At 52.6% G+C, this 23,000-nt stretch carries 22 protein-coding genes and 1 pseudogene; 5 read left to right on the top strand and 18 right to left on the bottom strand.

Annotation, left to right across the window (positions count from 1 at the left end; genetic code table 11):
* Positions 1-82 precede the first annotated feature (82 nt).
* Together AC1DWB_RS04295 and AC1DWB_RS04300 are read right to left on the bottom strand one after the other, a co-directional pair.
* Positions 83-1,255 (bottom strand): ABC transporter substrate-binding protein, encoded by a 1,173-nt coding sequence (locus tag AC1DWB_RS04295; RefSeq protein WP_477539880.1) that lies wholly within the window; start codon positions 1,253-1,255, stop codon positions 83-85.
* Positions 1,252-1,299: a hypothetical protein gene (locus AC1DWB_RS04300; RefSeq protein ID WP_477539881.1), complete on the bottom strand. Its 48-nt coding sequence runs from the start codon at positions 1,297-1,299 to the stop codon at positions 1,252-1,254. The genes AC1DWB_RS04295 and AC1DWB_RS04300 overlap by 4 nt, the downstream gene beginning before the upstream one ends.
* 493 nt (positions 1,300-1,792) lie before the next feature.
* Here AC1DWB_RS04300 and AC1DWB_RS04305 point away from each other — a divergent pair, with 493 nt between their 5' ends.
* Both AC1DWB_RS04305 and AC1DWB_RS04310 read left to right on the top strand, forming a co-directional pair.
* Complete coding sequence (locus AC1DWB_RS04305) at positions 1,793-2,161, top strand: hypothetical protein (protein WP_477539797.1); 369 nt, start codon at positions 1,793-1,795, stop codon at positions 2,159-2,161.
* A complete protein-coding gene (locus AC1DWB_RS04310; RefSeq protein ID WP_477539798.1) occupies positions 2,161-3,867 on the top strand; it encodes a ribonuclease J in 1,707 nt (568 codons plus the stop codon). The genes AC1DWB_RS04305 and AC1DWB_RS04310 overlap by 1 nt, the downstream gene beginning before the upstream one ends.
* 199 nt (positions 3,868-4,066) lie before the next feature.
* Here AC1DWB_RS04310 and AC1DWB_RS04315 read toward each other — a convergent pair whose 3' ends face one another.
* On the bottom strand, positions 4,067-5,344 hold the full coding sequence (locus tag AC1DWB_RS04315; protein WP_477539799.1) for an MFS transporter: 1,278 nt from the start codon (positions 5,342-5,344) through the stop codon (positions 4,067-4,069).
* A 298-nt stretch (positions 5,345-5,642) separates the two neighbouring features.
* On the opposite strand from AC1DWB_RS04315, the gene AC1DWB_RS04320 reads away from it, so the two are divergent.
* Positions 5,643-5,939, top strand: coding sequence for an AbrB/MazE/SpoVT family DNA-binding domain-containing protein (locus AC1DWB_RS04320; protein ID WP_477539800.1), 297 nt, complete (start codon positions 5,643-5,645; stop codon positions 5,937-5,939).
* A gap of 30 nt (positions 5,940-5,969) precedes the next feature.
* Positions 5,970-6,305 (top strand): PIN domain-containing protein, encoded by a 336-nt coding sequence (locus AC1DWB_RS04325; RefSeq protein WP_477539801.1) that lies wholly within the window; start codon positions 5,970-5,972, stop codon positions 6,303-6,305.
* 59 nt (positions 6,306-6,364) lie between these two features.
* Here the strand turns inward: AC1DWB_RS04325 and AC1DWB_RS04330 are convergent, their stop codons facing one another.
* Positions 6,365-8,266, bottom strand: coding sequence for a family 20 glycosylhydrolase (locus tag AC1DWB_RS04330; RefSeq protein WP_477539802.1), 1,902 nt, complete (start codon positions 8,264-8,266; stop codon positions 6,365-6,367).
* Positions 8,267-8,590: 324 nt separating this feature from the next.
* Here AC1DWB_RS04330 and AC1DWB_RS04335 point away from each other — a divergent pair, with 324 nt between their 5' ends.
* Positions 8,591-9,073, top strand: coding sequence for a GAF domain-containing protein (locus AC1DWB_RS04335; RefSeq protein WP_477539803.1), 483 nt, complete (start codon positions 8,591-8,593; stop codon positions 9,071-9,073).
* Here AC1DWB_RS04335 and AC1DWB_RS04340 read toward each other — a convergent pair.
* From AC1DWB_RS04340 to AC1DWB_RS04405, 14 genes and pseudogenes are all read right to left on the bottom strand, one after another.
* A pseudogene (locus tag AC1DWB_RS04340) lies at positions 9,068-9,265 on the bottom strand (aldo/keto reductase); the annotation flags it as partial. The gene AC1DWB_RS04335 and the pseudogene AC1DWB_RS04340 sit on opposite strands and share 6 nt — an antisense overlap.
* 26 nt (positions 9,266-9,291) lie before the next feature.
* Positions 9,292-10,113 carry a M55 family metallopeptidase gene (locus AC1DWB_RS04345; RefSeq protein WP_477539804.1) on the bottom strand — a complete coding sequence of 274 codons (822 nt, stop codon included), beginning with the start codon at positions 10,111-10,113 and terminating at the stop codon, positions 9,292-9,294.
* A 158-nt stretch (positions 10,114-10,271) separates the two neighbouring features.
* Positions 10,272-11,552, bottom strand: a complete 1,281-nt coding sequence (locus tag AC1DWB_RS04350; RefSeq protein ID WP_477539805.1) for a neutral/alkaline non-lysosomal ceramidase N-terminal domain-containing protein — start codon at positions 11,550-11,552, stop codon at positions 10,272-10,274.
* A gap of 114 nt (positions 11,553-11,666) precedes the next feature.
* Positions 11,667-12,374, bottom strand: a complete 708-nt coding sequence (locus AC1DWB_RS04355) for an MBL fold metallo-hydrolase (protein WP_477539806.1) — start codon at positions 12,372-12,374, stop codon at positions 11,667-11,669.
* Positions 12,371-13,012: a TetR/AcrR family transcriptional regulator gene (locus AC1DWB_RS04360; RefSeq protein WP_477539807.1), complete on the bottom strand. Its 642-nt coding sequence runs from the start codon at positions 13,010-13,012 to the stop codon at positions 12,371-12,373. Before AC1DWB_RS04360 ends, AC1DWB_RS04355 begins: the two co-directional genes overlap by 4 nt.
* 422 nt (positions 13,013-13,434) lie before the next feature.
* A complete protein-coding gene (locus tag AC1DWB_RS04365; protein ID WP_477539808.1) occupies positions 13,435-13,710 on the bottom strand; it encodes a MoaD/ThiS family protein in 276 nt (91 codons plus the stop codon).
* Position 13,711: 1 nt separating this feature from the next.
* The gene (locus tag AC1DWB_RS04370; protein ID WP_477539809.1) at positions 13,712-14,812 is read right to left on the bottom strand and encodes a WD40/YVTN/BNR-like repeat-containing protein; all 1,101 of its coding nucleotides are present in this window, start codon (positions 14,810-14,812) and stop codon (positions 13,712-13,714) included.
* Positions 14,813-14,983: 171 nt separating this feature from the next.
* Positions 14,984-16,072: an inorganic phosphate transporter gene (locus tag AC1DWB_RS04375; protein ID WP_477539810.1), complete on the bottom strand. Its 1,089-nt coding sequence runs from the start codon at positions 16,070-16,072 to the stop codon at positions 14,984-14,986.
* Between the two features lie 84 nt (positions 16,073-16,156).
* Entirely contained in the window at positions 16,157-17,143 is a 987-nt protein-coding gene (locus tag AC1DWB_RS04380) for an acrylyl-CoA reductase family protein (protein ID WP_477539811.1), read from the bottom strand.
* A gap of 87 nt (positions 17,144-17,230) precedes the next feature.
* Positions 17,231-17,899 (bottom strand): ribonuclease H, encoded by a 669-nt coding sequence (gene rnhA, locus AC1DWB_RS04385; protein WP_477539812.1) that lies wholly within the window; start codon positions 17,897-17,899, stop codon positions 17,231-17,233.
* A 305-nt stretch (positions 17,900-18,204) separates the two neighbouring features.
* Positions 18,205-18,405 carry a cold-shock protein gene (locus AC1DWB_RS04390; RefSeq protein WP_477539813.1) on the bottom strand — a complete coding sequence of 67 codons (201 nt, stop codon included), beginning with the start codon at positions 18,403-18,405 and terminating at the stop codon, positions 18,205-18,207.
* Positions 18,406-18,566: 161 nt separating this feature from the next.
* Complete coding sequence (locus AC1DWB_RS04395) at positions 18,567-18,731, bottom strand: twin-arginine translocase TatA/TatE family subunit (protein ID WP_477539814.1); 165 nt, start codon at positions 18,729-18,731, stop codon at positions 18,567-18,569.
* A 66-nt stretch (positions 18,732-18,797) separates the two neighbouring features.
* Positions 18,798-20,201, bottom strand: a complete 1,404-nt coding sequence (locus AC1DWB_RS04400) for an ABC transporter substrate-binding protein (protein WP_477539815.1) — start codon at positions 20,199-20,201, stop codon at positions 18,798-18,800.
* Between the two features lie 157 nt (positions 20,202-20,358).
* A complete protein-coding gene (locus AC1DWB_RS04405) occupies positions 20,359-22,506 on the bottom strand; it encodes a hypothetical protein (RefSeq protein WP_477539816.1) in 2,148 nt (715 codons plus the stop codon).
* Positions 22,507-23,000: the final 494 nt, after the last annotated feature.

The raw sequence follows: 23,000 nt of genomic DNA on the forward strand, positions 1-23,000 counted from the left end.
CCTAACGCATTGAAGCTGGAACAGGAAGACTCATGCCACTGTGCTTCCAGGTGCGCAGTGGCATGATCGTAAACCCATTCGATTATCTTTTCGCCTTGGCTTTCTCGGATTTCCAGCTGTCTTGGACCGTCGTTACGACTTTCTCCCAGGTTGTATTCCCTTGAGCGTATTGCAGCAGGGCATCGCCGAATTTATTTTTGAAATCCTCGCTCGGGAAGGCTGCGAACGTCCAAGCGACGGATGTACCGCCCTTGCCCATCCAATTCGTCACTTCTTTGGCCAGCGGATCAGTCGGTCTCTCGTTTTCCCCGAATGTATTGAATGGAGCGATAAATTTCAATTCCTTCGTTACGTACTCCTTGCCTTTATTGCTGGAGAACAGCCATTCCAGGAAAGCGATGGAAGCCGCTTGCTTTTCCGGAGATGCTTTCTTGTTGATGGAGAGATAATTTTCAGTGCCGACCGCAAGACCTTGTTTTTCTTCGCCTTGTACTCCCGTATACATCGGCATGAATTTAATGTCCTCCGCTTTTACCGTATTTCCTTTGACGCCGCTGATCTGCGACCAGGCCCAGTTGCCGTTCTGAACCATCGCCGCTTGACCGAGTGCGAATTCGCCCATTGAATCATTGACCGATTTGCTGCCTAGGAGCGTGCCCTTGGTTACGGAATTATTGATGTACAAGTCGAACATATTCTTATAATTGTTGGCATACTTGAACTTAATTTCGTTTGCGGACAGCCCGGCCAGCACGGTGTTGTCGAATCCGGACATGTCTTTGAACTCATAATAGAAGGGCAAGTTCGCCAAGTGGGTCTGCCATCTCCATTGCTCGCCTGCAGCGAGTGAGGTGGAGGCGAATACGCCTTTAATGCCGAGCGCATCCTTCTTCGCCGTCATATCCTCGACAACCGCTTTCAATGTAGCGTAGTTGTTGATTTCGGACGAAGACTTGATGCTTACCTTTTTATCCGACAGGGCAAAATATTTCTTCATGATGGCTTCGTTGTATATAATCCCGTAGCCTTCTACTACATAAGGAATCCCGTACACACCTTCTCCGCTAGTGACCGCCAGGCTCTTATCGGACAAGTAGCTGTACAGCTTGGTGCCCTTCAGGTCCGCCGCGTAATCCTTCCAGTTGTTATACCCGACCGGTCCGTTGATTTGGAATATAGTTGGCGGATCGGACTTCGCCACTTCCGACTTCAGCGTAGTTTCGTAAGTGCCGGCCGCTGCCGTTACGACCTTCACCTTAACGCCCTTTTCCGCTTCATAATCCTTCGCAATCTTCGCATACACTTCCGCGATTTCAGGCTTGAAATTCAAGAAGTAAATTTCGTCCACTTTAGCTGGCGCCGCTGAAGCAGAAGGTGACGCTGTGCTGCCGCTTTTCGAGCTTCCCGAATCTTTGCTGGTGCAGCCGGCTGCGAGTCCGACCAACAGGGTAAGCCCGAGTCCGAGCCCCATGATCTTTTTAGATGTTCCCATTCCATATCCCCCTCGAAGTTAGAATTACCTTGGAATCCTGCTCCGCAGATCTCCTTGAATCAGTTATAGCATGGGGGACTATTCGGCTACATCGGAATATCTTCGCTTAGAAAAGGAGAATCTTCGCCATCGGAGAGGGATCAGGTATCGCAGAGAGCGTTAATAATTTTTTATTCCATACACCAGTCCGGGGGGGTTCTTCAAATTCGTATTATGCACGCTTGATCATTTACTGAATAATTCTTTTTTTACTGGCAAATAATTGGGGAGTCTAGATTAAGATGAGGAGGCAGTAATGAGATGACCGAATCAAGCATTCTTGCTTATTTTAAGAGTCCAGAACAAGCTGAAGAGGCGTTAAAGCAACTTCAATCACTCGATATCGTTGATAGTTCCATTGACCGGATTGATGGATATCCCGGCGAAGGAACTGACCCCATCAATTCGTTAAATGGAGATTTTCCAGGCCTGGCCGCTTTAACACTAGGCGGTGATTTTCCTGACCGAAACGCGGGTATTCTGGCAGCTACAAGCGTCAGTGCAAGTGGCATGAGTGCTGGGGGGCCAGATAATCAAGTTACAGGATATGACATTTTACTGACAGTCGTTTTAAATAAAGAAGATCACGAAAAAGCACTTCGCATCGTTCGCGATGCTGGAGCCTTATAATGCATGTGACTCCAAAGAATCCCCCATCAGAGAACATGTCTGAGCAGAACAGAATATCGATCTTCGCCCTAGGCGGCATTAGTGAAATCGGGAAAAACATGTATGTTATACAATACGCAGATGACCTGATAGTCGTGGATTGCGGGTCGAAATTCCCGGATGAGAATCTGCCCGGTATCGATCTTATTATCCCCGACATCGACTACTTGCTAGACAATGCCGACCGGATCCGTGCGATGATCGTAACCCATGGCCACGAGGATCATATCGGAGGGATTCCTTACATCCTCAAACAACTCAATATGCCGGTGTATGCCACGCGGCTGACGGTAGGGCTGATTAAAGCAAAGCTAAGCGAACACGGCTTGTTGCGCAGTACCGAACTGAACGAGATTGATGCACATACGAAACTTACGCTTGGGCAGCTGTCGCTGCGTTTCTTCTCCACAAATCACAGTATCCCTGACTGCGTGGGGCTAGCGATCGATACACCGGAGGGGACGGTCGTCCATACGGGAGATTTCAAATTCGATCTAACGCCCGTAAACGAACAGTACCCGGATATCCATGAGATGGCTGACATTGGCAGAAACGGGGTACTGGCCTTGCTGTCCGAGAGTACGAACGCCGAACGTCCCGGCTTCACACCGTCGGAGCGACTCGTCGGGGAGCATCTGGAAGAAGCGTTCCGCCGTGCGGAGCAGAAGCTGTTCATCTCCACTTTCGCCTCGAACGTACATCGAATCCAGCAGGTGATTGACGCGGCGATAAAGACGAACCGCAAGATAGCCCTGCTTGGGCGCAGTATGGTGAATGTCGTCACGATCGCGTTGAACCTCGGGTACCTCCGTATGCCAGAAGGCATGCTGATCGAGCCAGGAGAAGTGAGTCGTTACACTCCGGAATCCGTGGCAATTCTATGCACGGGGAGCCAGGGAGAGCCGATGGCCGCCCTTTCCCGGCTCGCCAATAATAACCATCGGCAGGTCGAGGTCTTGCCGGGGGATACGGTCATTATTGCGGCTACGCCCATCCCGGGCAATGAGCGCAATGTAGCGCGGATCGTAGACAATCTGTTCCAGTTACGGGCGAAAGTCATATACGGGTCGGGAAGTACTACCGGTATGCACGTCTCAGGACATGGTAGCCAGGAGGAGTTGAAGCTTATGCTGACGCTGATGAAGCCTCGCTTCTTCATCCCGATCCATGGCGAATATCGGATGCTGCATCAGCATAGTTTGTTGGCACAATCGGTGGGGGTGGAGAAGGATAACATTTTCATATTGAACAATGGAGATGTTGTGGATATTCAGAATGGAGTGGCCAGACAAGATCGGCGCATCCCGACAGGCAACACATTGGTCGACGGTCTGGGAATCGGGGATGTAGGGAACATCGTCCTGCGCGACCGCAAGCACTTGTCCGAAGATGGCATTCTGATCGTGATCGTCACCTTATCCAAGACGGACAAGAAGTTGATGTCCGACCCAGACATCATCTCCAGAGGGTTTGTCTATGTCCGCGAGTCGGAAGGGTTGATGGAAGAAGTGACCAAGATTACGATTCATGCCGTGAACAATTGGTTGGAATTAAATTCCAATCAGGTTGGATTGTACAAACAGTCCGTGAAGGATACGCTTATTAAATTCTTGTATCAGCAAACAAAGCGAAGACCGATGATCGTGCCGATTGTGATCCAGGTATAACCAACTTCGTGTATAGCTCCCGCGACCAGGAAGCCCGCATCCACCTCGTCCAGCATACGCCCCAACTCGTACTGCTGGACCTCCTTGAACTTATAACGATGCGGATTGTCTACTATATCCTTCAGAATCGCTACCATTCATGACGAGCTTGATCACGGTATCATCCGCTCGTCCGGCAGCGGAACTGCAGGCCGAACCACTACTTTCTTTCATTAAAAATCCGGAACGAGACCGTAAGCGAAGCCAGCAGCATCACGATGCCGACGCTTACGAAGAAGCCATACGATTGAAACCACATCGGCCACGTCTTTATATGTTGGAAGAGGAGCCCACCCAGCAAGGGACCGCAAAATCCGAATAGTCCCGTCATCGACGTATACACCGCGAAATACATCGGCCGGTCCTTCTCCGGTGTATCGCTCATCACGAAGTTGAACACAAGCAGACCGAAGCCCGCCATACTGAAGCCCAGGAACGTGTAGACCACAATCAGCATGACATTGACTGGAACGAAGGCTTGAATGCCCCACAGCATGATCGCTACGGCATTAATCGGGAATACCCATAGCAAGAGCCTGCGATTGCTCCACTTCGTATTCAACTTCCCCCAGATGGCATATGCCGCGATGGAGACGACCGCTAGTAACGTATTCGAGATGCCCACCCATTCATACTTGATCGACATAATATCGAGCATCACATAACTGAATAGCGAGATCGAGCTACCTTGGGCCATAATCCAGAACGACACGAACAAGATCGATTTAATAAAGCTTTTATCACGAAATGGCTTGATCAGCACCTTGGCGGATAGTCCGTTCCCCGATGGCGTATACGGAATGTTGGGGTAGCGGAACAGATGTGTCATATTGATCACCGCCGCGACCGCGCCCATAATATACAGCCAGGCGAACCCGGTCGATTGCGATACCCGGTCAAGTCCCCAGCCCACGGCGAGTAATGTCACGGATGCCGCCGCACCCGTAAGGGTGAAGCGAACGCCGAAGTATCGGGCTCGCATCTCGGTAGGCACCATATCCGCGAATAAGGTGGTGAACGGCGCGGACGACACGGATCCGAAGAAGCAGAGCATGATGTACATCGCGATGAAGGCAGACACTCCCCACCCGCCAGGCAGTACGAACGGAATCAAGCCGCAAGCGCACAAGAGGATGCGGTGAAGGAGGATCGACACCATTGCCGTTCGGTACCGATTCGTATACTTCTCCATGAGGAAGGCCGATATAATCACGAACACCGCATTCATAAGCAGCGGAATCGCCGTGATCAAGCCAATTTGTCCGGCGCTTGCACCCAGGTACAGCAAATAACCCGTTAGGTACGGGCCAGCGATCAGGTTGGCGAAAATGGTCGTACTGACGGCCTCATAGTGACCATTTCGCAACGCTTGGTAGTTAACGGACTTGGCTGCCGGGAGTTGAGTGTGTTCTTGCTGTCGGTTCCGGGACAATTCCATCGGAGTGACCTTCCATTTCGGCTCATATTTGCATTAGCGGAGCATCCAGCCCACAATTCACACATGGGTTACGTGTGAAATGTGGGATCCAGCATGGTGGATACTAGTACATATACGACTTCCATCTGGCTTTCCCTGCAAGAAGATTTCTTTTTATTTCTCCGGATGAACATTATTAAATTAAGATAATAATAATAAAGTATTACTAGAGAAATTTCATTTACTCACATGGAGGTGTAAGTATACAATGGGTAGTAAAGAATCTCCTCGGAAGAGAATGAAGAAGGAGGATATCAAGATGAGCACAACTGGCCCTATTGCACCTATCGCAAGACCCCTTTCTCAAAAAAGCCAGGTCATCATCCCATTGGAAATCCGTAAATACTTACAAGTAACCCCCGGCGAGGATAACATTGAATTTGTAGTTAATTCCCAAGGGGAGGTCATCGTCCAGCGAAAAGAGAAGTCAGACCTTATGTCTCTATTCGGTAGCCTGCCGCCACAAGAGCCTGTCACAAAAGCATGGGATGACATTCGCAAGGAAGCGATTGAGGAACACGTACGCAGTAAATACGACGCAGAGGATGCGGACTAAGATCCCGTTCGCTCTCCAATCGCGCGAGAGTTGTTCCTAAAGGCCGATCAGGGCCAATATGCGCTTCATATCTCTCCCATTGTGATCGCAGAATGCGTCTATGTCCTTCAAGCTTCCCCTTATCGATATTCACGTGGCATAATCGCGACTAAACTTATGACACTCGTGAATCATAAGGCAATCAAGGTAAAAGAGAAAACCATAATACTTGAATCCCTGCAGCACCTTGCGTACAAAGAAGTAGACTTCCCTGACGTTTACATTGCGGCGCTGGCCAGAAACATCGCACCCCATCATGTACTGACTTGGAATATAAATGATTTCAAGAAGACCGGAGTACCGGTCAACCGACCGAATGAAATCTAATCAATAAAGGGGCCTCGTTACCGATACGAGACCCCTTTTCTTCGCGTCGTCCTGATTCGTTACGATATTCTGGCGATCCGGCTAGCAGTTGGGATGAACTGATAGAAGTAGCAGTCCGCGATACCAGCATTGCCCTGGAACGGCAACCTCGCTTCCTCCAGCTCTTCGAGCTGAGCAACTGTACCGTCCACGTAGGCCAGAATTCGGCTTTCTGCCGTGTTCAGACTCATCCACAGCCCTCCGTATCGCAAGTCCATGACGTCCCAGCCGAACGATTTGTTGGATTGATGCCAGCATTGACGATGGTACGCGTGCAGTTGCTTCACACGGTCGGCTAGTTCAGGGAGCTCGATCTCCGCGATTCGCTTCAGCTCTTGCTTATCTCCCACTGCATATGCGTCTGTAAGGCGAATGCCCATCTCCACTTTCAGAGTCAGCACGGAACACAAGTGGCGCAACAGCTCGAACACAAAGCCGTATTCACCGTTACGTCCGGCGTAGACCGCCATATCCTGCTCCAGCTTGGCATAATGCTCGGTCAGCCCGAATCCGCGAATGTTCGCATCGAACATCCCCATCATCACGTTCTGCCAGAGCGCGGAACGGGACGGATTGTACGTAATCAGATTCCCTTCAGGAATCCCCGGAACCTCGTCTACATACTTGATGTTCATGAAGTCATCGTAGTGACCGCCGGTGCAGAAGTGGAACCGCTTCTTCAGCTTCTCCTCGTCCAGCCTATCCGCGTACCCATGCTCCGCGAACAACTGCAAGCCGAGTAGCGCCGAGAACCAGTCGCACTCGGTCCCGTCGTCGCCCCACAGCGTGGCGATAATCTCCGTCACACCTTCGCGCTTGCAGACGTTAAGTGCCGCATTCGTAGACGAGAACGTCGCACCGTAGTTGAGGACGAAGCCCCTCCAGTTCCAGATGCCGCCCGCGAACACTGGCGTATGGCCGAATTTCTTATGCCGATTGATCCAATCGGTGTAGAACGCTTCATCGTGGTGGTAATAGTCCCAATATACTTGCTGTACACCCTTCGGCATCGCTTCAATGAATGCGTCCGGGATGACTATCTCCTTGTCATAATAATCGCCTGTCTTTGACCCTGCCCGGAAGTACATGTCGCTCCACATCATCGGAGTAAGTCCATGCTTCTCCGTGATGTCCATGACACGAGCCATGTGCTCATTCATGATGTCGAACTTCGAGCGCAGGCCGTTCTTCACCAGATACTCACCCAGCCCGAGCTTCCATGCTTCGTCCAACCCAATATGGATGCGCTTCGTGCGAACAGGTGCCATAGCGGCGACAATCATTTGCTCGACGAATTCATATGTGCGTTCGTAGCCGACCAGCATCGTCTCCCGATCATCGCGAATGTCGGCGAAGGCGTTCCACTTCAGCACATCCTCCAGATGGCTAAGCGTCTGGATGCAAGGGATCATCTCGATTCCGAACATGTCGGAATAATCATCCAGGGCCCGGATCTCCTCTTGCGTGTAGCGTCCGCGCATATAGCCGAAGTAGGGCTGCTCCTTCACGTCATAGCTGTCCTCGGTGTACAGCATGATCATATCCATACCCATGAGCGCCATATGGCGCAGGAACTTCTGGACACTCTCCACGGTAAGCACTGCGCCGCCCTGCGACACGTCAAACATCGGCCCATTCATCGTAAATTGCGGTTTCTCAACGAGATGGAATTCCGTTTGCTCACGAAGGGCCTCTACTAACAAGCCGAAGGCGCGGAAGAAATGAATTTTGCGCGAATAGCGGATGCTCGCTTGTCCCTCGCTGCAGCTTACCTCTACATCGCTTCCCGCATGCTGCGATACCGCGACCTGCAGTCCATCCTCGGCCAACTCCACACCGATCTGGCCCGCCAATAGGGTGATTCCTTCCTGCAACTCTTCTAATTGCCCTGTAAAATGTAGACGTATGTTCATGTTCTTCATTCCTTCATCCACCCTCTCTTTTCGCAAAAAAGCAGTGCCTTCCCCTACTGTAGCAGACTAGACATATGAGTTGGAATGGTTAGGATAGTCAAGTGCTTGGATTATATGTTCACCCTATTGCTTCACAGTTCCAACGAATTGACCCTGTCTTCTCCACATGTTCTTATCGCGATGTACAACCGAACGCCGAACCATTGAATGAACTCGGTATCCAACAATTTGTACTATATATTCGAACTCGCCAAGTTGACTCTAGCCTTCTGTCGCGTTAAGATCAGCCTAATTAACCCAATCCCCGGGATATAGAAAAGGGAGCGATCCACCATGACCTTTAATGCCGCTAATTATGAGGGAACTGTTGCTGAACAATATGAATTGGTGATCAAGCAGCTGGCCGCCTTGGTGCATGATGAACCGAACCGAATCGCGAACTTGGCCAATGCGTCTGCCCTGCTGGGACAATTCCTGAAGGATATTAATTGGGTAGGTTTCTATTTATTCGAAGAGGGCGAGCTTGTGCTCGGGCCTTTCCAAGGCTTGCCGGCTTGCGTGAGGATTCCACTGGGAAAAGGAGTCTGCGGCACGTCAGCCGCAAGGCAGGAGACGATCGTCGTCGAGGATGTGCATGCATTCCCGGGCCATATCGCTTGTGATGCGGCATCGGCGTCGGAAATCGTAGTGCCCATCCTGAAGGATGGGCACCTGATCGGCGTGCTCGATATAGATAGTCCGCGCAAGGGCCGGTTCGACGAGACCGACCGCATGTATCTGGAATCATTCGTCCAGCAGCTGGTCTCCGCGCTATAGCGCTGCTTCCTCGCTGCGGTCAGTTGCAGGTGACGGCACAACAGAGAGCGCCGATATCTCTTGGCGGCTGGCCGCATCCAGCACCACATCAAGCGCAGCCAGGGACGGCTCCAGCTGTTCCACGTTACGTGCGCCGATGATCGGCGCCGTAACCGCCGGATGGCTGGCCACCCAGGCAACCGCTATGTCAACTTTGGATAAAGATTGTGTAAACCTTCCTACTCCTTCACCCTCATCTTCCCGTTCATCAGTCCGATCACGCTGTCCGGATGCTCGGACACCATTGTACGTGCCTCCTTCGTTTCATCGTGGCGGTAGCGGACTTCCCGCTGAAGAGGCGATTCGAGCTGCAGCAGCGCGAACTGTTCCCGATTGTCTGCGAATCGGCGCAACGCACGCTCCGCTCCCAGGCGAATCCGTTCGCGAGCGAGCTCCGGATGAATATGGATCGCACCATTGTTGCGGTCTTTATACTGATTCGTGGTGCATTCGTCTCCGCTTCCCGGTAAGATTCCCCGTTTGACGCTGACGGTCTCAATCCCCGGGATCAACTCAACCGCTTCCTTCGTAAACGCTTCATCACCTGCTCCGAAGATTGACCGCACCCCAAGCTCCGCGCCGCACAAGGCCATCTGCCCGAATTCGCCTACTGAGATGCCATTAATCGAGTAATCGATGACGTCGAACCACCCCGTATGTGCCATCTGTGCGCATTCGGTCCCGGCCTTCGCATGTTGGCCTACCCAGGCCATAGCATCGAACGTTTCGTCCAGCATGAACGGGAAAGGTCCAGGAAGTGGGCCCCTCACGTATTGCGCACGCTTGTCGAGCAGCAGATTGTTGATACCGCCATGACCATGCCCGTCCGCAACTAGAAACTCGGTCGCCCCCGCCGCCACAAACCCTTCGATCGCTGCATTTACTTCCAGCGTAAGCAGTTCCTTGCCTTCCGCATAATAACGGCCTGGAGGTGTAACCCATTCATCGTGACTCACCACGCCGCACACGCCTTCCATGTCGGTCATGATAAAGATCTTCATCGTATCCCCTCGATTCTGCATCATATTAACTCATTAACACCTCCATTCTCCTTCAACCGATTTCCTATGTAAATAGCTATTTTATAGAGTTATTGAAATATCCCCGCATAGCAAAAAACACCCTTCTACCTCACAGTAAAAGAGTGCTCTGGTTCGGTCTAGCTCTCGCTGCGAAGCAGCTCCAGCGCATGCTGGACGAACAGCTCGCCCGTCTCAGCGGGGAGCCGGCTATTGCTCGTGATGCGCGGCTCATAACCGCCCCGCTCGATCCCTTCGCGCGTACACACGTATCCCATAATCGAGCCATTGCTCAGCTCGTTGATCATCGTGTACGCACAGGGCGATCCAGATTTGATATCCAGACCGAATTCGACGAACAGCTCTGCCGGTACGCCGACGACGCCAAGTGGCCCTAGCTGAATCGTATGAATCTCCACCTCGCCATCCCGATCACACTCCAGTGCTTGAAGCAGCTCAGTGGCGAATGCTTTCTCGAGCGGAGTCTCCGCTTCGTTCACAAGGGCGAATCGTGCCGCCGCCACTTCCTCTTCCGAGGGATCTCGGTGTTGGATCGGGAAAAACCGTTGTCCGTACTGGATATCGAGTGTCGCTTCCGGGGTGATCTTCTCCCTGACCTTCAGCACTTCCCCCGCCAGAATGCGGCCCATCTTCTTGTAGCGGTCCGGGTCCCGCACAGGAGTCCCCTTCACATTGTGATGGTTGATGTTCCCGCTCGCTCCCATGAAGAAGAGGCTCACCGCTCCTTCACCCAACTCACGCTTCAGCGTGGCGCTTAGTTCACCCGGGAAGTCGGCACAATATTCCGTTCCGCCGACGGTGTCGGTGTGGACCGTATAGTTGGTCACGATTCCGAGCGGATTCCCATCCTTGTCGTCGATTCGCATGACTAGCACCTCGGGATCGATCGGACCTTCCGGCTCGACGATATCCGGATTGCCGATCCCCGGATTCGTCTGCAGCTTGCCGTTCTTCATCCAGAAGCGCCGGTTGAAGGCAATATCTCCTTCATAGCCGCGGCCGAAACCTACTTGCGCTTCAGCACGGCGATGGTAGGCGAGAATCGCCGCATCCGCGCCCTTCTCCCCGAGAAACGCCAAGTAATCCTCATCGGCCTTCAAGAACGTACAGTCCAATACAGGCCCGCCGGTATGCGTATGCGTGGCGGACACCATGACCGCCTCCGGCGGAATGCCGATCACATGCTGAATCCGCTTGCGAATAGCTGTATTCACGGCAGGTGGAACATAGATGCAGTCCAGCCCGATGAAGGCAACGGTCTTCCCTTCGTGTTCTACGACGAGCGCCTTGGCATACAAATGATCTTTAATCCCTGTCGCCTTCCGATCGTTGAAATAGCCGGGAATCGTGCTGCCGAGCGGAGGCGTGATGTCGAGCTCATACATCCCGCATTGGATCATGTGGATTCTCCTTCGTTTAATTATTCCTGCGGCTTTCAGAGGCCAGTTTTTGCCCGATTTTTCCTCAAAAATCGCCTTGGAGAACAAATTCGTTCTGACGCTTGCGGAATCCTGCTATAGACGGACATACTCGTTCATTTGATCCGCCGGATGAAGTACGGCATTGCCGTGGCAAACTTCCAGATGCACGGGCCGCAGTTGTCCGACGATCGCGCTGCTGCGAATCGCTTCGTCCATGTCGGCTGTGAAGCTGGCCATAGGTTTACGAAGCTTGCCTTGCTTCGAGGTGAACAGATCGCCCGCTAACATCACACGGTCGTTCTCATGGAAATAAACAACATGGCCCGGGGAATGGCCCGGTGTGAGATATGGCGTTAATCCGCCGATTGGGCTCAGGGCAGGGATACCGCTCCCGCTGTCACCGCTGTTGCTCGTCTGGTCCAAACTGGATTCCGCTTCGGTAAGCGGCTTTGCCAATCCCTTCGCTACGCTCGCTGCTGCTTTCTTGCGGCGAGGATACGGCAGCGCTCCTTCCATATAAGGGATTTCAATACGATGGGCGTACACTTCCACTTCCGGGTACACCGCTCTAATCCGTTGGATCGCACCCACATGGTCAGAATGCCCGTGTGTCAGTAGAATTCTACGCAAAGGACCGGCCTGGAGGCTACTGATGAAATTCAGAATCCCTTTCGCCATCATAGGTATTCCAGCATCGATCAATGTCAGACCGTCTTCACCCTTCACAACCCATACGTGAATGGGGATGATCATCCAAGTTTTCAAGCTCCAGACATGCTCCGAAATTTTCGTTATTTTCATGATCGGCCAGCTCCTTGATTTAATTTGTGGGTGAACCCGATCAACAACACTTCTACTGCTTCATCGAACGTCGCTCCTAATCGTTCCATCAGCTGTTCTTCCGTTTCTAACGAGTTTGTATACGTAGCTACAATGCCTTGCAAGGTGTAAAAGTAAATGCGGCTGTATGCTAGCAACTGCTCCCCTGTATAAGGAGTAGGTAAGCATGCCTGTACAGCCTGTTGCAGCATAGCGAATAGTCCGTTCCGCATCCGATTGAGCTCCGACTGGGGCTCCGCTTCATCGACCCGTACTGACTGGACGGTGAAGAAGATATCATACATATTCCGATTCACCAGACAGAAGCGGATCATAGTCTGACTGATCTGCTTCAACCTTGCTTCGGGAGCAATCGCATTCTGGCGATGAATCACTTCTACTTGCTCCTTCAACTGCTGCAACGGGGACATGGACAGCTGGTGCAGCAGCGCTTCCTTATCCTTGAAATATATATAGATGGTAGTGTGCGAGCAGCCGGCTTCCTTCGCGATCTCCCGCATCGTGACTGCATCGAACCCTCGAGCGCCGAATAGCTTGCCGGCAGCTTCGAGGACACTCCTCTTCGTTTCTTCAGAACGTAATTCTTGTTTAGTTGCCATGCGAGTCAACTCTCTTCCATTTTTGTAACCTCTGGTTACTAACCGTTGGTTATAATATAACCTATGGTTACTTTTATGTCAAGAAAAACCCGACCAGCGGCCGGGTCCTTGATAGTTGAGTTAAGTTGTGTGCGCGGAGAGGGCAGGCAGAGGGGCTTCGATCGCTGTTGAAATCTTGTGCTCTTGATGGAATTGGTTATGTTAAGTCTTCCATGTGGCCTCTTCGAATTCCGAAATGCTGCAATAGTACAGTTTTTTTCGCCCCACCCTGTCCAAGGTTATTGAATTCCTGCAAATGCTAATTGCAGGATTTGTTCGAATGAGCTCCACAACAATCACTTTCTGCATAGTACCCAACTTCCCGCGCGACTGAACCCTATTGCCCTCTTTATAGCCCCTCTTAGTCCAACCACTCTCGTCGGCTACCCACCTGACACGAGCTGCAGCACATGCAAGCGGTCGCCCGCCTTCAGCGGAATGTCCTTCGAGGCCAACCACGCCAGGTTGTCCTCGTTGTAGCATAGCAGCACGTGCCTGCGAAGCTGCCCGTCCTCCGCGAAGACATGGTGCCTCAGCAGCGGGTAGTCGGCAAACAGCCGATCGAGTGCCTCCTGAAGCGTGTCCGCCTCAAGAGGGAAGCGGCTGCGTCCCCCGGTGCAATCGGCCAGCAAACCCGGGACTGTCACTTCAATCTCCATACTAGTCCTCCACGATCCACGTCTTCACGGTCAAGATCCGGGACAGCTGCCCCGGCAACCGCTGCCAGTTGACACCTCGGTCAAGCGAGCAGAACAGTTCGCCCGACGTTGTGCCGAGGTAGAGCCCATAAGGATCGAGCGTATCTACGGTCATCGCATCTCGAAGCACGCTGACATGCCGTTTCTCCTCCGGGACGACATCGCCTACCGGCTCCCAGGCCGCTTCATCCCGGTGTCGGCGGTAGACGAGCATCTTGCCGTCCTTCATCGTCCGCTGCTCGGAGCTCTCCAGCGGAATCAAGAACATGTCTCCCGTCTTGGAGACACTGATCGGGAAACCGAACGGTGCATCCTCTCCGCGCAACGTAAGCCCCTCCTCCATCGGGTACCACGAATCGCCCGCGTCGTCGGAACGGAACACTCCGCCATGCTCCTGCATATACAGTGTATCCGGGCGGTCCGGATCGACGACCATCTTGTGAATGCAGTAGCCGATCTCATCATACGGCTGGCCAGTCGGCACGCGGGCCAAGCCGGCATTGCACGTCTTCCAGGTGGCGCCGCCATCATCCGTGCGGAACACGCCGACGGCTGACATCGCCACCCAGATGCGATCCGAATTGTGCGGATCGACGATAATCGTGTGCAGGCACATCCCGCCTGCACCGCCGTACCAGCCGGGACGCGTGGGATGCTTCGTCAAGCTGTCCAGCTCCTCCCACGTGCGGCCCCGGTTGTGGCTGACGAACAAGCCCGCCTCCTCTACACCCGCATACATCGTATCCAACTGCGACGGGGCACCCGGCACGAGCTGCCAAATTCGGTTCAACGCAAAGCCGCTCTCGGCTGAATAGACCGGCCCCTCTTCCAACTGCGTCCAGGTCTGCCCGAAGTCGTGACTAACGCGCAGTGTCGCTCCATAAGCGGCATGGGACGTGCCAGCGAACAGCGTATGACCGTGCCGGCTATCGCCCATTACGCTATAAGATTCCCAACCTGCGAGGAAGGGTCCGCTTAGCTCCCACTCCGTCCTGTCGGTTGTCGAGCTGTACATGAATACACCCTTGTTCGTTCCCACTAGCAGCTTGACTTGCTTGGCCATTAATCGTCATCCTCCTCCATGTGCGCTGCATTTTGCCCGTTTATACGTTTTGTATGCGCATACATTCATCCCAACGTCCACCACAATGGACTAGCGAACGTCAAGAAGTATCTCCCCCTTTATTTCGCCAAAAAGCCGTAATTTCCTCCTTATGGAAATTACGGCTTTTGATTAAATCCCGCCTCCGTCTTCATTCACCGATCTTTTCTCATATTGAATGGAATCGTACAAGCTCTTAACTCCGATTATAGCTACCAGCAAGGCAGCCAACACCAACACCGTATACGGCGATGGCTCAACGAAAATTTTGACCAACGTGAAGGAAACTACGAGCGAGAGCACTGGGGAAACGACCCACACTTTTAGAATCTTCGCGATAATACCCTTCTGCCACAACTGGAGTCCATGCTCGGCGGTTCCTATTCCAAGTATCGCGGTCGTCGTCACTTGGGTAAGAGGGACAGGAATGCCCAACAAGGAAGCTCCAATGACGAGAAGCCCTCCTGTACCGGAGATGACGATCCCCTGAAGCAACGACAGGTTGGTAATTTTCTTACCGTTGGTCTCCAGCACCCGGCCTCCCATCAGGATGGCTCCGGCCGAGACGAACAGACCTCCCCATAACACACCGGATTGAGTGCTCATCAGACCGGCTCCTACGAGCGGGCCAACAGCATTGGCCACGTTGTTCATCCCGGCAGAGAAGGCCTCCAGGAATCCCGCGAAGATGACCAGCAACACGAGCGTCCGCTTCCACCCTCCACTGCCAATCCCTTTCCAGCGCTCATCTCGCCGCTCCAGCCAGCGGATCAAGTAGCCGGCGCACCAGGCAATGCCGAAGGCGATAACCGGAATGATAACCCAGAAGAACACGATGCGTAAGATGTTATCCACGTACAGCAGCTGATAAGCAACACCGACACCCACTACAGAGCCCACGGTCACCTCGCTAGTGGATAACGGAATACCGAGCAGGTTCGCTCCGAACAAGGTCATCGTCGCCGACAGCAAGATAATGATGACTAAGTAGACCGTTAGCAGGTTGGAAGGAATGATGCCAGAGCCCAATGTTTTGACTACTTCGCCGCCCCCCAGATATGCCCCCAGGAATACACCGATCGCGACAAGGACAAGCGCCAGCCGCTTGCGCTTAATGGCCCCGCTTCCATACGCTACACCCATTGCGGCGGCCGCACCGCTCGCTCCAATGTTCATGGCAAAAAACAAAGCAATCCCCACAGCCACATACGTAACCCACATACTGCACCAACCTCTGATTTTATATCCGACTATTTCTAGCTGATTTTAACAGATTAGTCGCCGATTGAGAATACTAGGGATCACTTATAGTTTGACAAGCAATCTTCCCTGGGATTCTCCCTTCAGGATGACTGGTACGATGGCCGGAATTTGCTCAAGTGAAATCTCCGTGTACATGGCATTCAACGCAGCTGGCTTGAACTCGGACGCTAGCAGCTCCCACATCCGAGTACGCTGCTCCATGGGGGTGTACACGGAATCGATCCCGATTAGCCGAATGCCTCGCAGAATAAAGGGAAACACACTGCTGGTCAACTCGGTCCCACCCGTTAATCCGCTTACGGCCACAGCTCCCCCATAGCGAATGCTGCTTAATAGCGACGATAGCGTCTTGCCCCCTACACAATCGATCGATCCCGCCCATACTTGCTTGTCGAGTGAGCGCGGCTTATCCGGAATGAGCGCTTCTCGCGACACGATCCGGGAGGCTCCAAGCTCAATCAGCCTGCTCTCCAGCTCGGGCTTGCCGGTACTAGCCACCACCTCATACCCAAGCTTGGCCAAGATCGCCACGGAAATGCTGCCAACCCCACCACTCGCGCCTGTTACGAGAATAGGACCGCTGTCAGGAGCAACCCCGCTCCGCTGCAGCTCATGGACGGACAAGGCCGCCGTGAATCCGGCCGTCCCGAGGATCATCGCTTCCTTCGCCGTCAGCCCTTGCGGCAGCTTCACCAGCCACTCAGCAGCAACCGAGGCATATTCGCTGAACCCTCCGAAATGCGAAACTCCCAGTTCATAGCCGGTTACAAGCACCTCGTCTCCTTCGCGAAACCGGGTATCCTTGCTTCGCACGACGACCCCTGCGAGGTCGATACCTGGGATGAACGGATGCTGCTTCACGATATTGCCGTTCGGGATGCAAGCCAAGGCATCCTTGTAATTCACACTGGAATAGTGCACGCGGACGAGCACGTCGCCCTCCGGCAATTCGCTCAAGGTCAACATCCGCGGACCGATCTTCACTTCCCCCTCCAGTGTATCCACGACCAGCGCTTGAAAAGTGTCCATGTGCAGCATCGCTCCTCCTTCTGTTGTGCGGGTCAACACCCTGCTCTCGCAAGGCTGCCCTGCCTCCCCCCGCCCTACCCTGCCCTGCTACTTCCGACCGTAATCCGCTTTAATTTCCCCCCAGCTCTTCGTCTGCCACTTCAATACCGGATTCTCATATCGGTTCGTCTGCAGCCACTTCTCTGCCCGATCCACTAAGGTCCATATTTCCTCGGTCGACGCATCCCGCACCAACGTGGACGATACCGACTTTTGTTTCACCCATTTCAGGGCATTCATCGAATCGCTATACACGGTCTTCTTGCTGTTCTGCTGCTTCAGGTGGGCCAAGGCGTGCACAATCGCAAGAAATTCCCCCAGATTGTTCGTGCCTTTCTTAATCGGCCCCACCGCGAATATAACTTCTCCCGTCCGGGTATCGACGCCCTTATACTCGACAGGACCGGGGTTGCCGTTCGTGCCCACATCCACGGAAATACTATCATATTCGATAGCATCCATACTGTATTCCGGTTCTGTCTTCGCTTTTCCTGCGGTTCTGGAGCTCTTCGCGCCTGTGCTAGCTCCCTTGCTGGAACCTACGCCCCAAATTCCCTTCCAGCCCGCCTTGTAGGCTGCGTCCGCTTCTGCCTGCGATTCGAATGATTTGAACTTGGCGTCTTCGAATTTCTCCACTTGCTTCTGGCATTCCGGCCAGCTCGTATACACGCCAGGCTTCTTTCCAGCCCACACCACATAATATTTTTGCTTCGCCATCGTCCATTCATCCTCTCTATCTATATTCTATCTGCTTCTTCCATTCAGAATACCAGCAAATAACCCCACAAAGTGAAGTGAACCTGCATAGCTTATTCCTATTACTTTGCGGGGACCCCTGGATTTATAAATTCTTAAATGTATAAAAAAAGCTCCTATCGGAGCAACTCGATGAAGCGGGTTCGTCTTTAGCGGTAACTTTTTATGCCGAATCAGGATGTAACCTCTCGAAGTTTATACTTTCTGATTCTGTTAAAAAGAGAGTGCCGCAGGCACTCTCCAATAGGACTGACTTAAGCTATGAGTTACAGTTTAACAACATTCTCGGCTTGTGGACCGCGGTTGCCCTGTACTACGTTGAATTCTACGCGTTGACCTTCGTCCAACGACTTGTAGCCGTCGCCTAAGATTGCGCTGAAGTGAACGAATACATCGTTGCCACCTTCAACTGCGATAAATCCGAAACCTTTTTCTGCGTTAAACCATTTCACTGTACCTGTTTGCATGGGGGAATTAGCTCCTTCTCATAATAAATAGATTCCGATAATAAAATACTGCGGCTTAAGGTTGCTTTCCAATGCGCTGTAACCTTCTGACTCTACGAGTTCGCCCATTTGTCTCTATGAATCCCATAGTAGCACGATTCTGAACATGAAGCAAATTCCATTCAACCCAATTTGTCCTTCTCCTCGTCCTTCCGATCTTTGCTGCTGCTTTTCATCTCCCGCACCATGGTGCTGACCGATTGAACCAGCTTCGGCAGCTTGGACGGCCCGAACAACAGCAAGACGATGAGGATGATCAGAATAGCACCGGTTATCCCGATATTCATGGATACGCCTCCTTCCATTGAGCTTGCGACAACCTTACGACGTTACAAAGCTACCATTCTATAAGGCTACGACGTTACAAGGCGAAACTGATCCTCGATACGCGAGCAGAACGTCTTCTCGTTCTCCAGACCAGCCCAATACAGCTTGACCTCCCGGTTAATCAGAGCCAGCTCACTTGCTTGCAGGCCCATATCTGTGAAATATCGAAAGCCGGGGATCGTCTCGCGGAATAAGGAGAACCTGGACGGGCGGTACATAATCTCTTCCCCCTGCCATTCCGCGGCGATCTTCATCGCAGGAAGGCTGTATGTTTGTTGACGAATCAGCAATTGGGTCTCATAAGCGGTTAGAAACTCCACCAGCTTGACAGCCGCTTCCTTGACCGGGGATAGCCGGTTGACAGCTAAACCGATGTTAAGCAGCAGCGTGGAAGGTGTACCCATGTGCGGGACCGGCGCCAAATCGAATGCTACTTGATCCTCGATTAAGTAGTTGAGGTAAAAATAGCTGGTCATGATGATCGATACTTTGCCCTTCGCCAACAACTGTTCGGATTGTCCGACAGTGATACCTTCAGACATGAGCGGAAGTTGGCGCTTCATCTCTCGACACATCTGCAGGGCTTCCATCATCCGTGTGCCAGCTAACCGAATGGCCCCATCGTGATCACGCTCGACCTGGACGCCCTGCTGTATAGGCAACAGCGGCCAGCGGTTCGGCGACAGTAGATCACAGTGGAATCCGATCCGTTCATTCGGCAAGTTCAATTTCTCTGCATTACGGATCAAGTCGTCCCACTTCCAGCTGCTGTCCGGCTCCGGCATATGGTTCTCCAGGAAATGCTGCCTGTTGTAGCAAAGGACAAGCGGTGAGAAGATGAACGGTTGCGCGAGCTGACGCCCATCCACGGTGAAGGCATCAGATAGAAACGGGTACACGCCCTCGTTACGCTCCAGGGGCTCCAATAACTCCAGGTGACCCTGCTCGAGGAAATTGCGGAAGTCATTGTAGTTCATCATTACGGCATCCAGGATGCGGCCTGTCAAATACTGCTTCACGTGGCCGAAATCCGAGTACGATATAGGTACAGGTTGCACGTGAATGGTAGGATATTGCTTATGGAAGCGAGAGAGAATCTCGTCGATCTGCGCCTCGCTCGTAATCGAAGTGTGGAACCCAAGCTTCACCGTAACGAATCCGTCTTCCGGAGGGCCCAGTACTTTGCTGCCGACACGTGGAATCTTCTCGATCAGCTGTTCTGCAAGCAGCACCTCAAGCCCTTTACGCACGGATTGATTGCTTAATTGGTATTGTTCTGCGAAGGCTTTCTCCGAGGGTAGGTACTCTCCCTCCGCTCGCTTGCCTGTCATGATCTCTTCCCTCAACTGGTTGATTAGGTCGTTCAACCGTGCGCGGGAGCTTTTACGTCCTACCTGCTTCTCCACTTGATTGTCCACCTGCTTCGCCATTACCTCAAACCCCGTTTTCTGCCTATCGTTCCAGTTCGTTCTAAGTTGTTCTAATAGAACCAGTATACCATAATTCCAGCGTGCCGCTGTGAAAAGAACGAAGTTTCGCGGCCTCCAATGGAACCTAGTGCCACGAAACTTCGAGAGCTGATCTTGTCTATTCGGTCAAGAAAATATTACCCGCGCGGTGCTTCACCGTATCGCTCTCAACCGGCAGCGAGGTACGGTTGACGCCTTCTTCCACGCAGGAAGTCAGCAGGAAGTATTGACTCCCGCCGAAGCTACCGTCCGCCACTTCATACTTGCCGCCCTCGAACACCGATCCGACCGCCTTCAGCTTGTGGGACCCGCCTTCGATATGGAAGTGCGCGGTATCCGCATCGGCTGCCTGGCTCGTGCAGTTGCCGAAGCTCCACTTCACCACATTGGTCGCGTCGACGCTTTTCAGGAACGCTCGCTCTCCATTCGTTCCATGGAAGGACACGCCTCCATCAATCGAGATCGATTGGTCGGTCAGCATGTCCGGGTTCGTCCCGTCCCGATTGCTCTTGTCCCAGGCGCCGGTCAGGACGAAGCCGCAATCGACGAAGCCGCCTCCCAACATCACAATGTCCCGCGATCCAACTCTCACTCTGCCGGTCGTCCCGGAAGCACCCTTGAACCACGTATTGGTCAACGTCAACTTGTTGATGCTGCCCAAGTCGACATCTTCGATGTTGTAGAATTCGCTATTTACAATCGTCAGGTCGTCGTTGACCGGCGTATAGCCGGGTTCAGTCGTGCCCGAATGAATCGGGCGAGCCAATTCATAACCGTTCAGCATGCCGAAGGAACAGCCGTCAATGACGTTTTTGCGGCGAGCTAGATTCGAGCCCTTGGTTAGCGTAAGCATCGCCTCGGCGGTGCAACCCCGCATCTGCAAGCCATCCACATTCGCCCAGATGGAGCCGGAGTCGATGAGCCCTTCCTTCTTGACGGCGTGTACATCTTCCAACGTCAGATCAGTCAGCCACTTGTGGGCTACAACACGTGAGGCGACATGCTTCTTGACCGTGATGCGCTTCGCGCTGTTACCCCAAGTCGTACCGCTGTTCGCGAACGATAACAAGCCGGAGTTGCCGACGAAGACGAGGTCATGCTCGAACTGTCCATGCGTGACGAACGGCCCGTAGTCATCGCCGTCGCCATGGCAGTTCTCTACCATACAATAGGCCGCACATGTGAAGTCGTTCAAGTGACGCGAGTTGCTCGTATTGCAATCCTTCACATGACCATACAGAACATTAAGCTGCTGGGTGAGGTAGCCAGTGCCTCCCCAATCCCGTTCCACCGGATTAATCAGCTCACAGCGTTCCGTCACATAATGCGAGCAATATCGGCGCTCAATGACCGGCCAGAATACCTTCGTCGCATAAATACCGGACACATCGCATTCCACAGCGAATTCGTAGGCAACTGGATTGGAACCAATCTGATCCCAAGTGTCGAACAGCCTGACTGTAGTCGAGATAGATGGAGGCACAGGAACGCCTTCGAATCTCATATTGCGTACGTGGCTGCGGAATACCGGATTCATCTGCTTGTACTGAATTTGCCTACCCGCTGCAAGCGGCCAACCTAGCTTGTAATTGACCCGGACATGTGTAGTGTCGATAATCTCAGTAACCCGCAGAAGGTAATCCAGTTCGCGCTGCGCACCGCCGGCTGGGTGGTTGCTAACTCGTGCAAGCCACCATTCCTCTACCTTGAATGCTGTAGCATCATACACTTCCAACACATCGGTCAGCTCTGCAAGTTCTGCGGACAAGGTGACGGTTTGTGTCACTCCGGTCGCCGTGCCACGGAAGCAGAGAACCGCACCAAACGGATTGTCCTTCGTGTTCAGCTCGATCCCTACTGTCGTAACCGTGTTGTTATGGAAGTCCAGCTCTATATTGCTGCGATCATATGTGTGTCGTACCGAGAAATTCAGATTCGTATACGCCTCAATACGGCGAACAGCTGGATCGTGCATCATTGCATCAAGTGCATCGTCGGCATCCTTCGTAGCGTCGAACAGTCCGAACTTGCGGAAATCGCCGATGCCGTTATGAATTTGCTCCCATCTGCCAGGCTTCCCACTGCCCGCTTCAGGGTCAAGGACCGTACCCCCATTATGGGCTTTCGCGCTAGAGGGGACCCAGCGGACTTGCATGCCCCCGCCATCTTCTTCCGCATAATAACCGCTCACATAGACCAGAGTACCGGCGTTGCGAGCATCAGGAGGTAGAGCCATCAGAGCTTCAATAGTAGGTACCAGCAGCATTGGTTTGAATTCCCTTCGCTCTTGAATTAGTCGGACCTTTTATTAGTTTGATTCTAGTTTGTTATCATTCCAAAAAATCACTGAAAATATCTTTTTCTGATTTGTTTGTGATTTGTTTTCATTATACGTTTTGGCTGCAAATAGAGTCAATCCCTGGTCCTTATGCACAATTGTCTGTACTGTTAAGAAGAACCGCATTTAAAAACACGGATGCGATCCACTTGGATGCAAGTAAGGCGAAGAGTGTTAGAAAAATGCTGAGTACACCCGTAATTGTCAGCGAGACGACCAATATTTTTCGGACTCTTGCCGGTTTAGTTTGCATTTCCGCCTCGGATACAAGCTTCGAAATAACTGCTGGCAGCTCCAGCTCGGTTAACGTAATGAAAAGGGGCAGCAGCGGGTGAAGAAACTCTGATTCAAATAACCGAGCTTTTGCGAAATATCGGCAAGCGAGGCTCCGCTGCGAATCATTAGCTCTGCCAGTTGGTCAT

Source organism: Paenibacillus sp. P4_E11, from assembly GCF_056401635.1.

Bases quoted from the DNA above. Each gene is read 5' to 3' on its own strand.
- AC1DWB_RS04305 (WP_477539797.1), top strand. From the start codon at position 1,793: ATGACCGAATCAAGCATTCTTGCTTATTTTAAGAGTCCAGAACAAGCT.
- AC1DWB_RS04310 (WP_477539798.1), top strand. From the start codon at position 2,161: ATGCATGTGACTCCAAAGAATCCCCCATCAGAGAACATGTCTGAGCAG.
- AC1DWB_RS04315 (WP_477539799.1), bottom strand. From the start codon at position 5,344: ATGGAATTGTCCCGGAACCGACAGCAAGAACACACTCAACTCCCGGCA.
- AC1DWB_RS04320 (WP_477539800.1), top strand. From the start codon at position 5,643: ATGAGCACAACTGGCCCTATTGCACCTATCGCAAGACCCCTTTCTCAA.
- AC1DWB_RS04330 (WP_477539802.1), bottom strand. From the start codon at position 8,266: ATGAAGAACATGAACATACGTCTACATTTTACAGGGCAATTAGAAGAG.
- AC1DWB_RS04335 (WP_477539803.1), top strand. From the start codon at position 8,591: ATGACCTTTAATGCCGCTAATTATGAGGGAACTGTTGCTGAACAATAT.
- AC1DWB_RS04345 (WP_477539804.1), bottom strand. From the start codon at position 10,113: ATGAAGATCTTTATCATGACCGACATGGAAGGCGTGTGCGGCGTGGTG.
- AC1DWB_RS04350 (WP_477539805.1), bottom strand. From the start codon at position 11,552: ATGATCCAATGCGGGATGTATGAGCTCGACATCACGCCTCCGCTCGGC.
- AC1DWB_RS04355 (WP_477539806.1), bottom strand. From the start codon at position 12,374: ATGAAAATAACGAAAATTTCGGAGCATGTCTGGAGCTTGAAAACTTGG.
- AC1DWB_RS04360 (WP_477539807.1), bottom strand. From the start codon at position 13,012: ATGGCAACTAAACAAGAATTACGTTCTGAAGAAACGAAGAGGAGTGTC.
- AC1DWB_RS04365 (WP_477539808.1), bottom strand. From the start codon at position 13,710: ATGGAGATTGAAGTGACAGTCCCGGGTTTGCTGGCCGATTGCACCGGG.
- AC1DWB_RS04370 (WP_477539809.1), bottom strand. From the start codon at position 14,812: ATGGCCAAGCAAGTCAAGCTGCTAGTGGGAACGAACAAGGGTGTATTC.
- AC1DWB_RS04375 (WP_477539810.1), bottom strand. From the start codon at position 16,072: ATGTGGGTTACGTATGTGGCTGTGGGGATTGCTTTGTTTTTTGCCATG.
- AC1DWB_RS04380 (WP_477539811.1), bottom strand. From the start codon at position 17,143: ATGGACACTTTTCAAGCGCTGGTCGTGGATACACTGGAGGGGGAAGTG.
- rnhA (WP_477539812.1), bottom strand. From the start codon at position 17,899: ATGGCGAAGCAAAAATATTATGTGGTGTGGGCTGGAAAGAAGCCTGGC.
- AC1DWB_RS04390 (WP_477539813.1), bottom strand. From the start codon at position 18,405: ATGCAAACAGGTACAGTGAAATGGTTTAACGCAGAAAAAGGTTTCGGA.
- AC1DWB_RS04395 (WP_477539814.1), bottom strand. From the start codon at position 18,731: ATGAATATCGGGATAACCGGTGCTATTCTGATCATCCTCATCGTCTTG.
- AC1DWB_RS04400 (WP_477539815.1), bottom strand. From the start codon at position 20,201: ATGGCGAAGCAGGTGGACAATCAAGTGGAGAAGCAGGTAGGACGTAAA.
- AC1DWB_RS04405 (WP_477539816.1), bottom strand. From the start codon at position 22,506: ATGCTGCTGGTACCTACTATTGAAGCTCTGATGGCTCTACCTCCTGAT.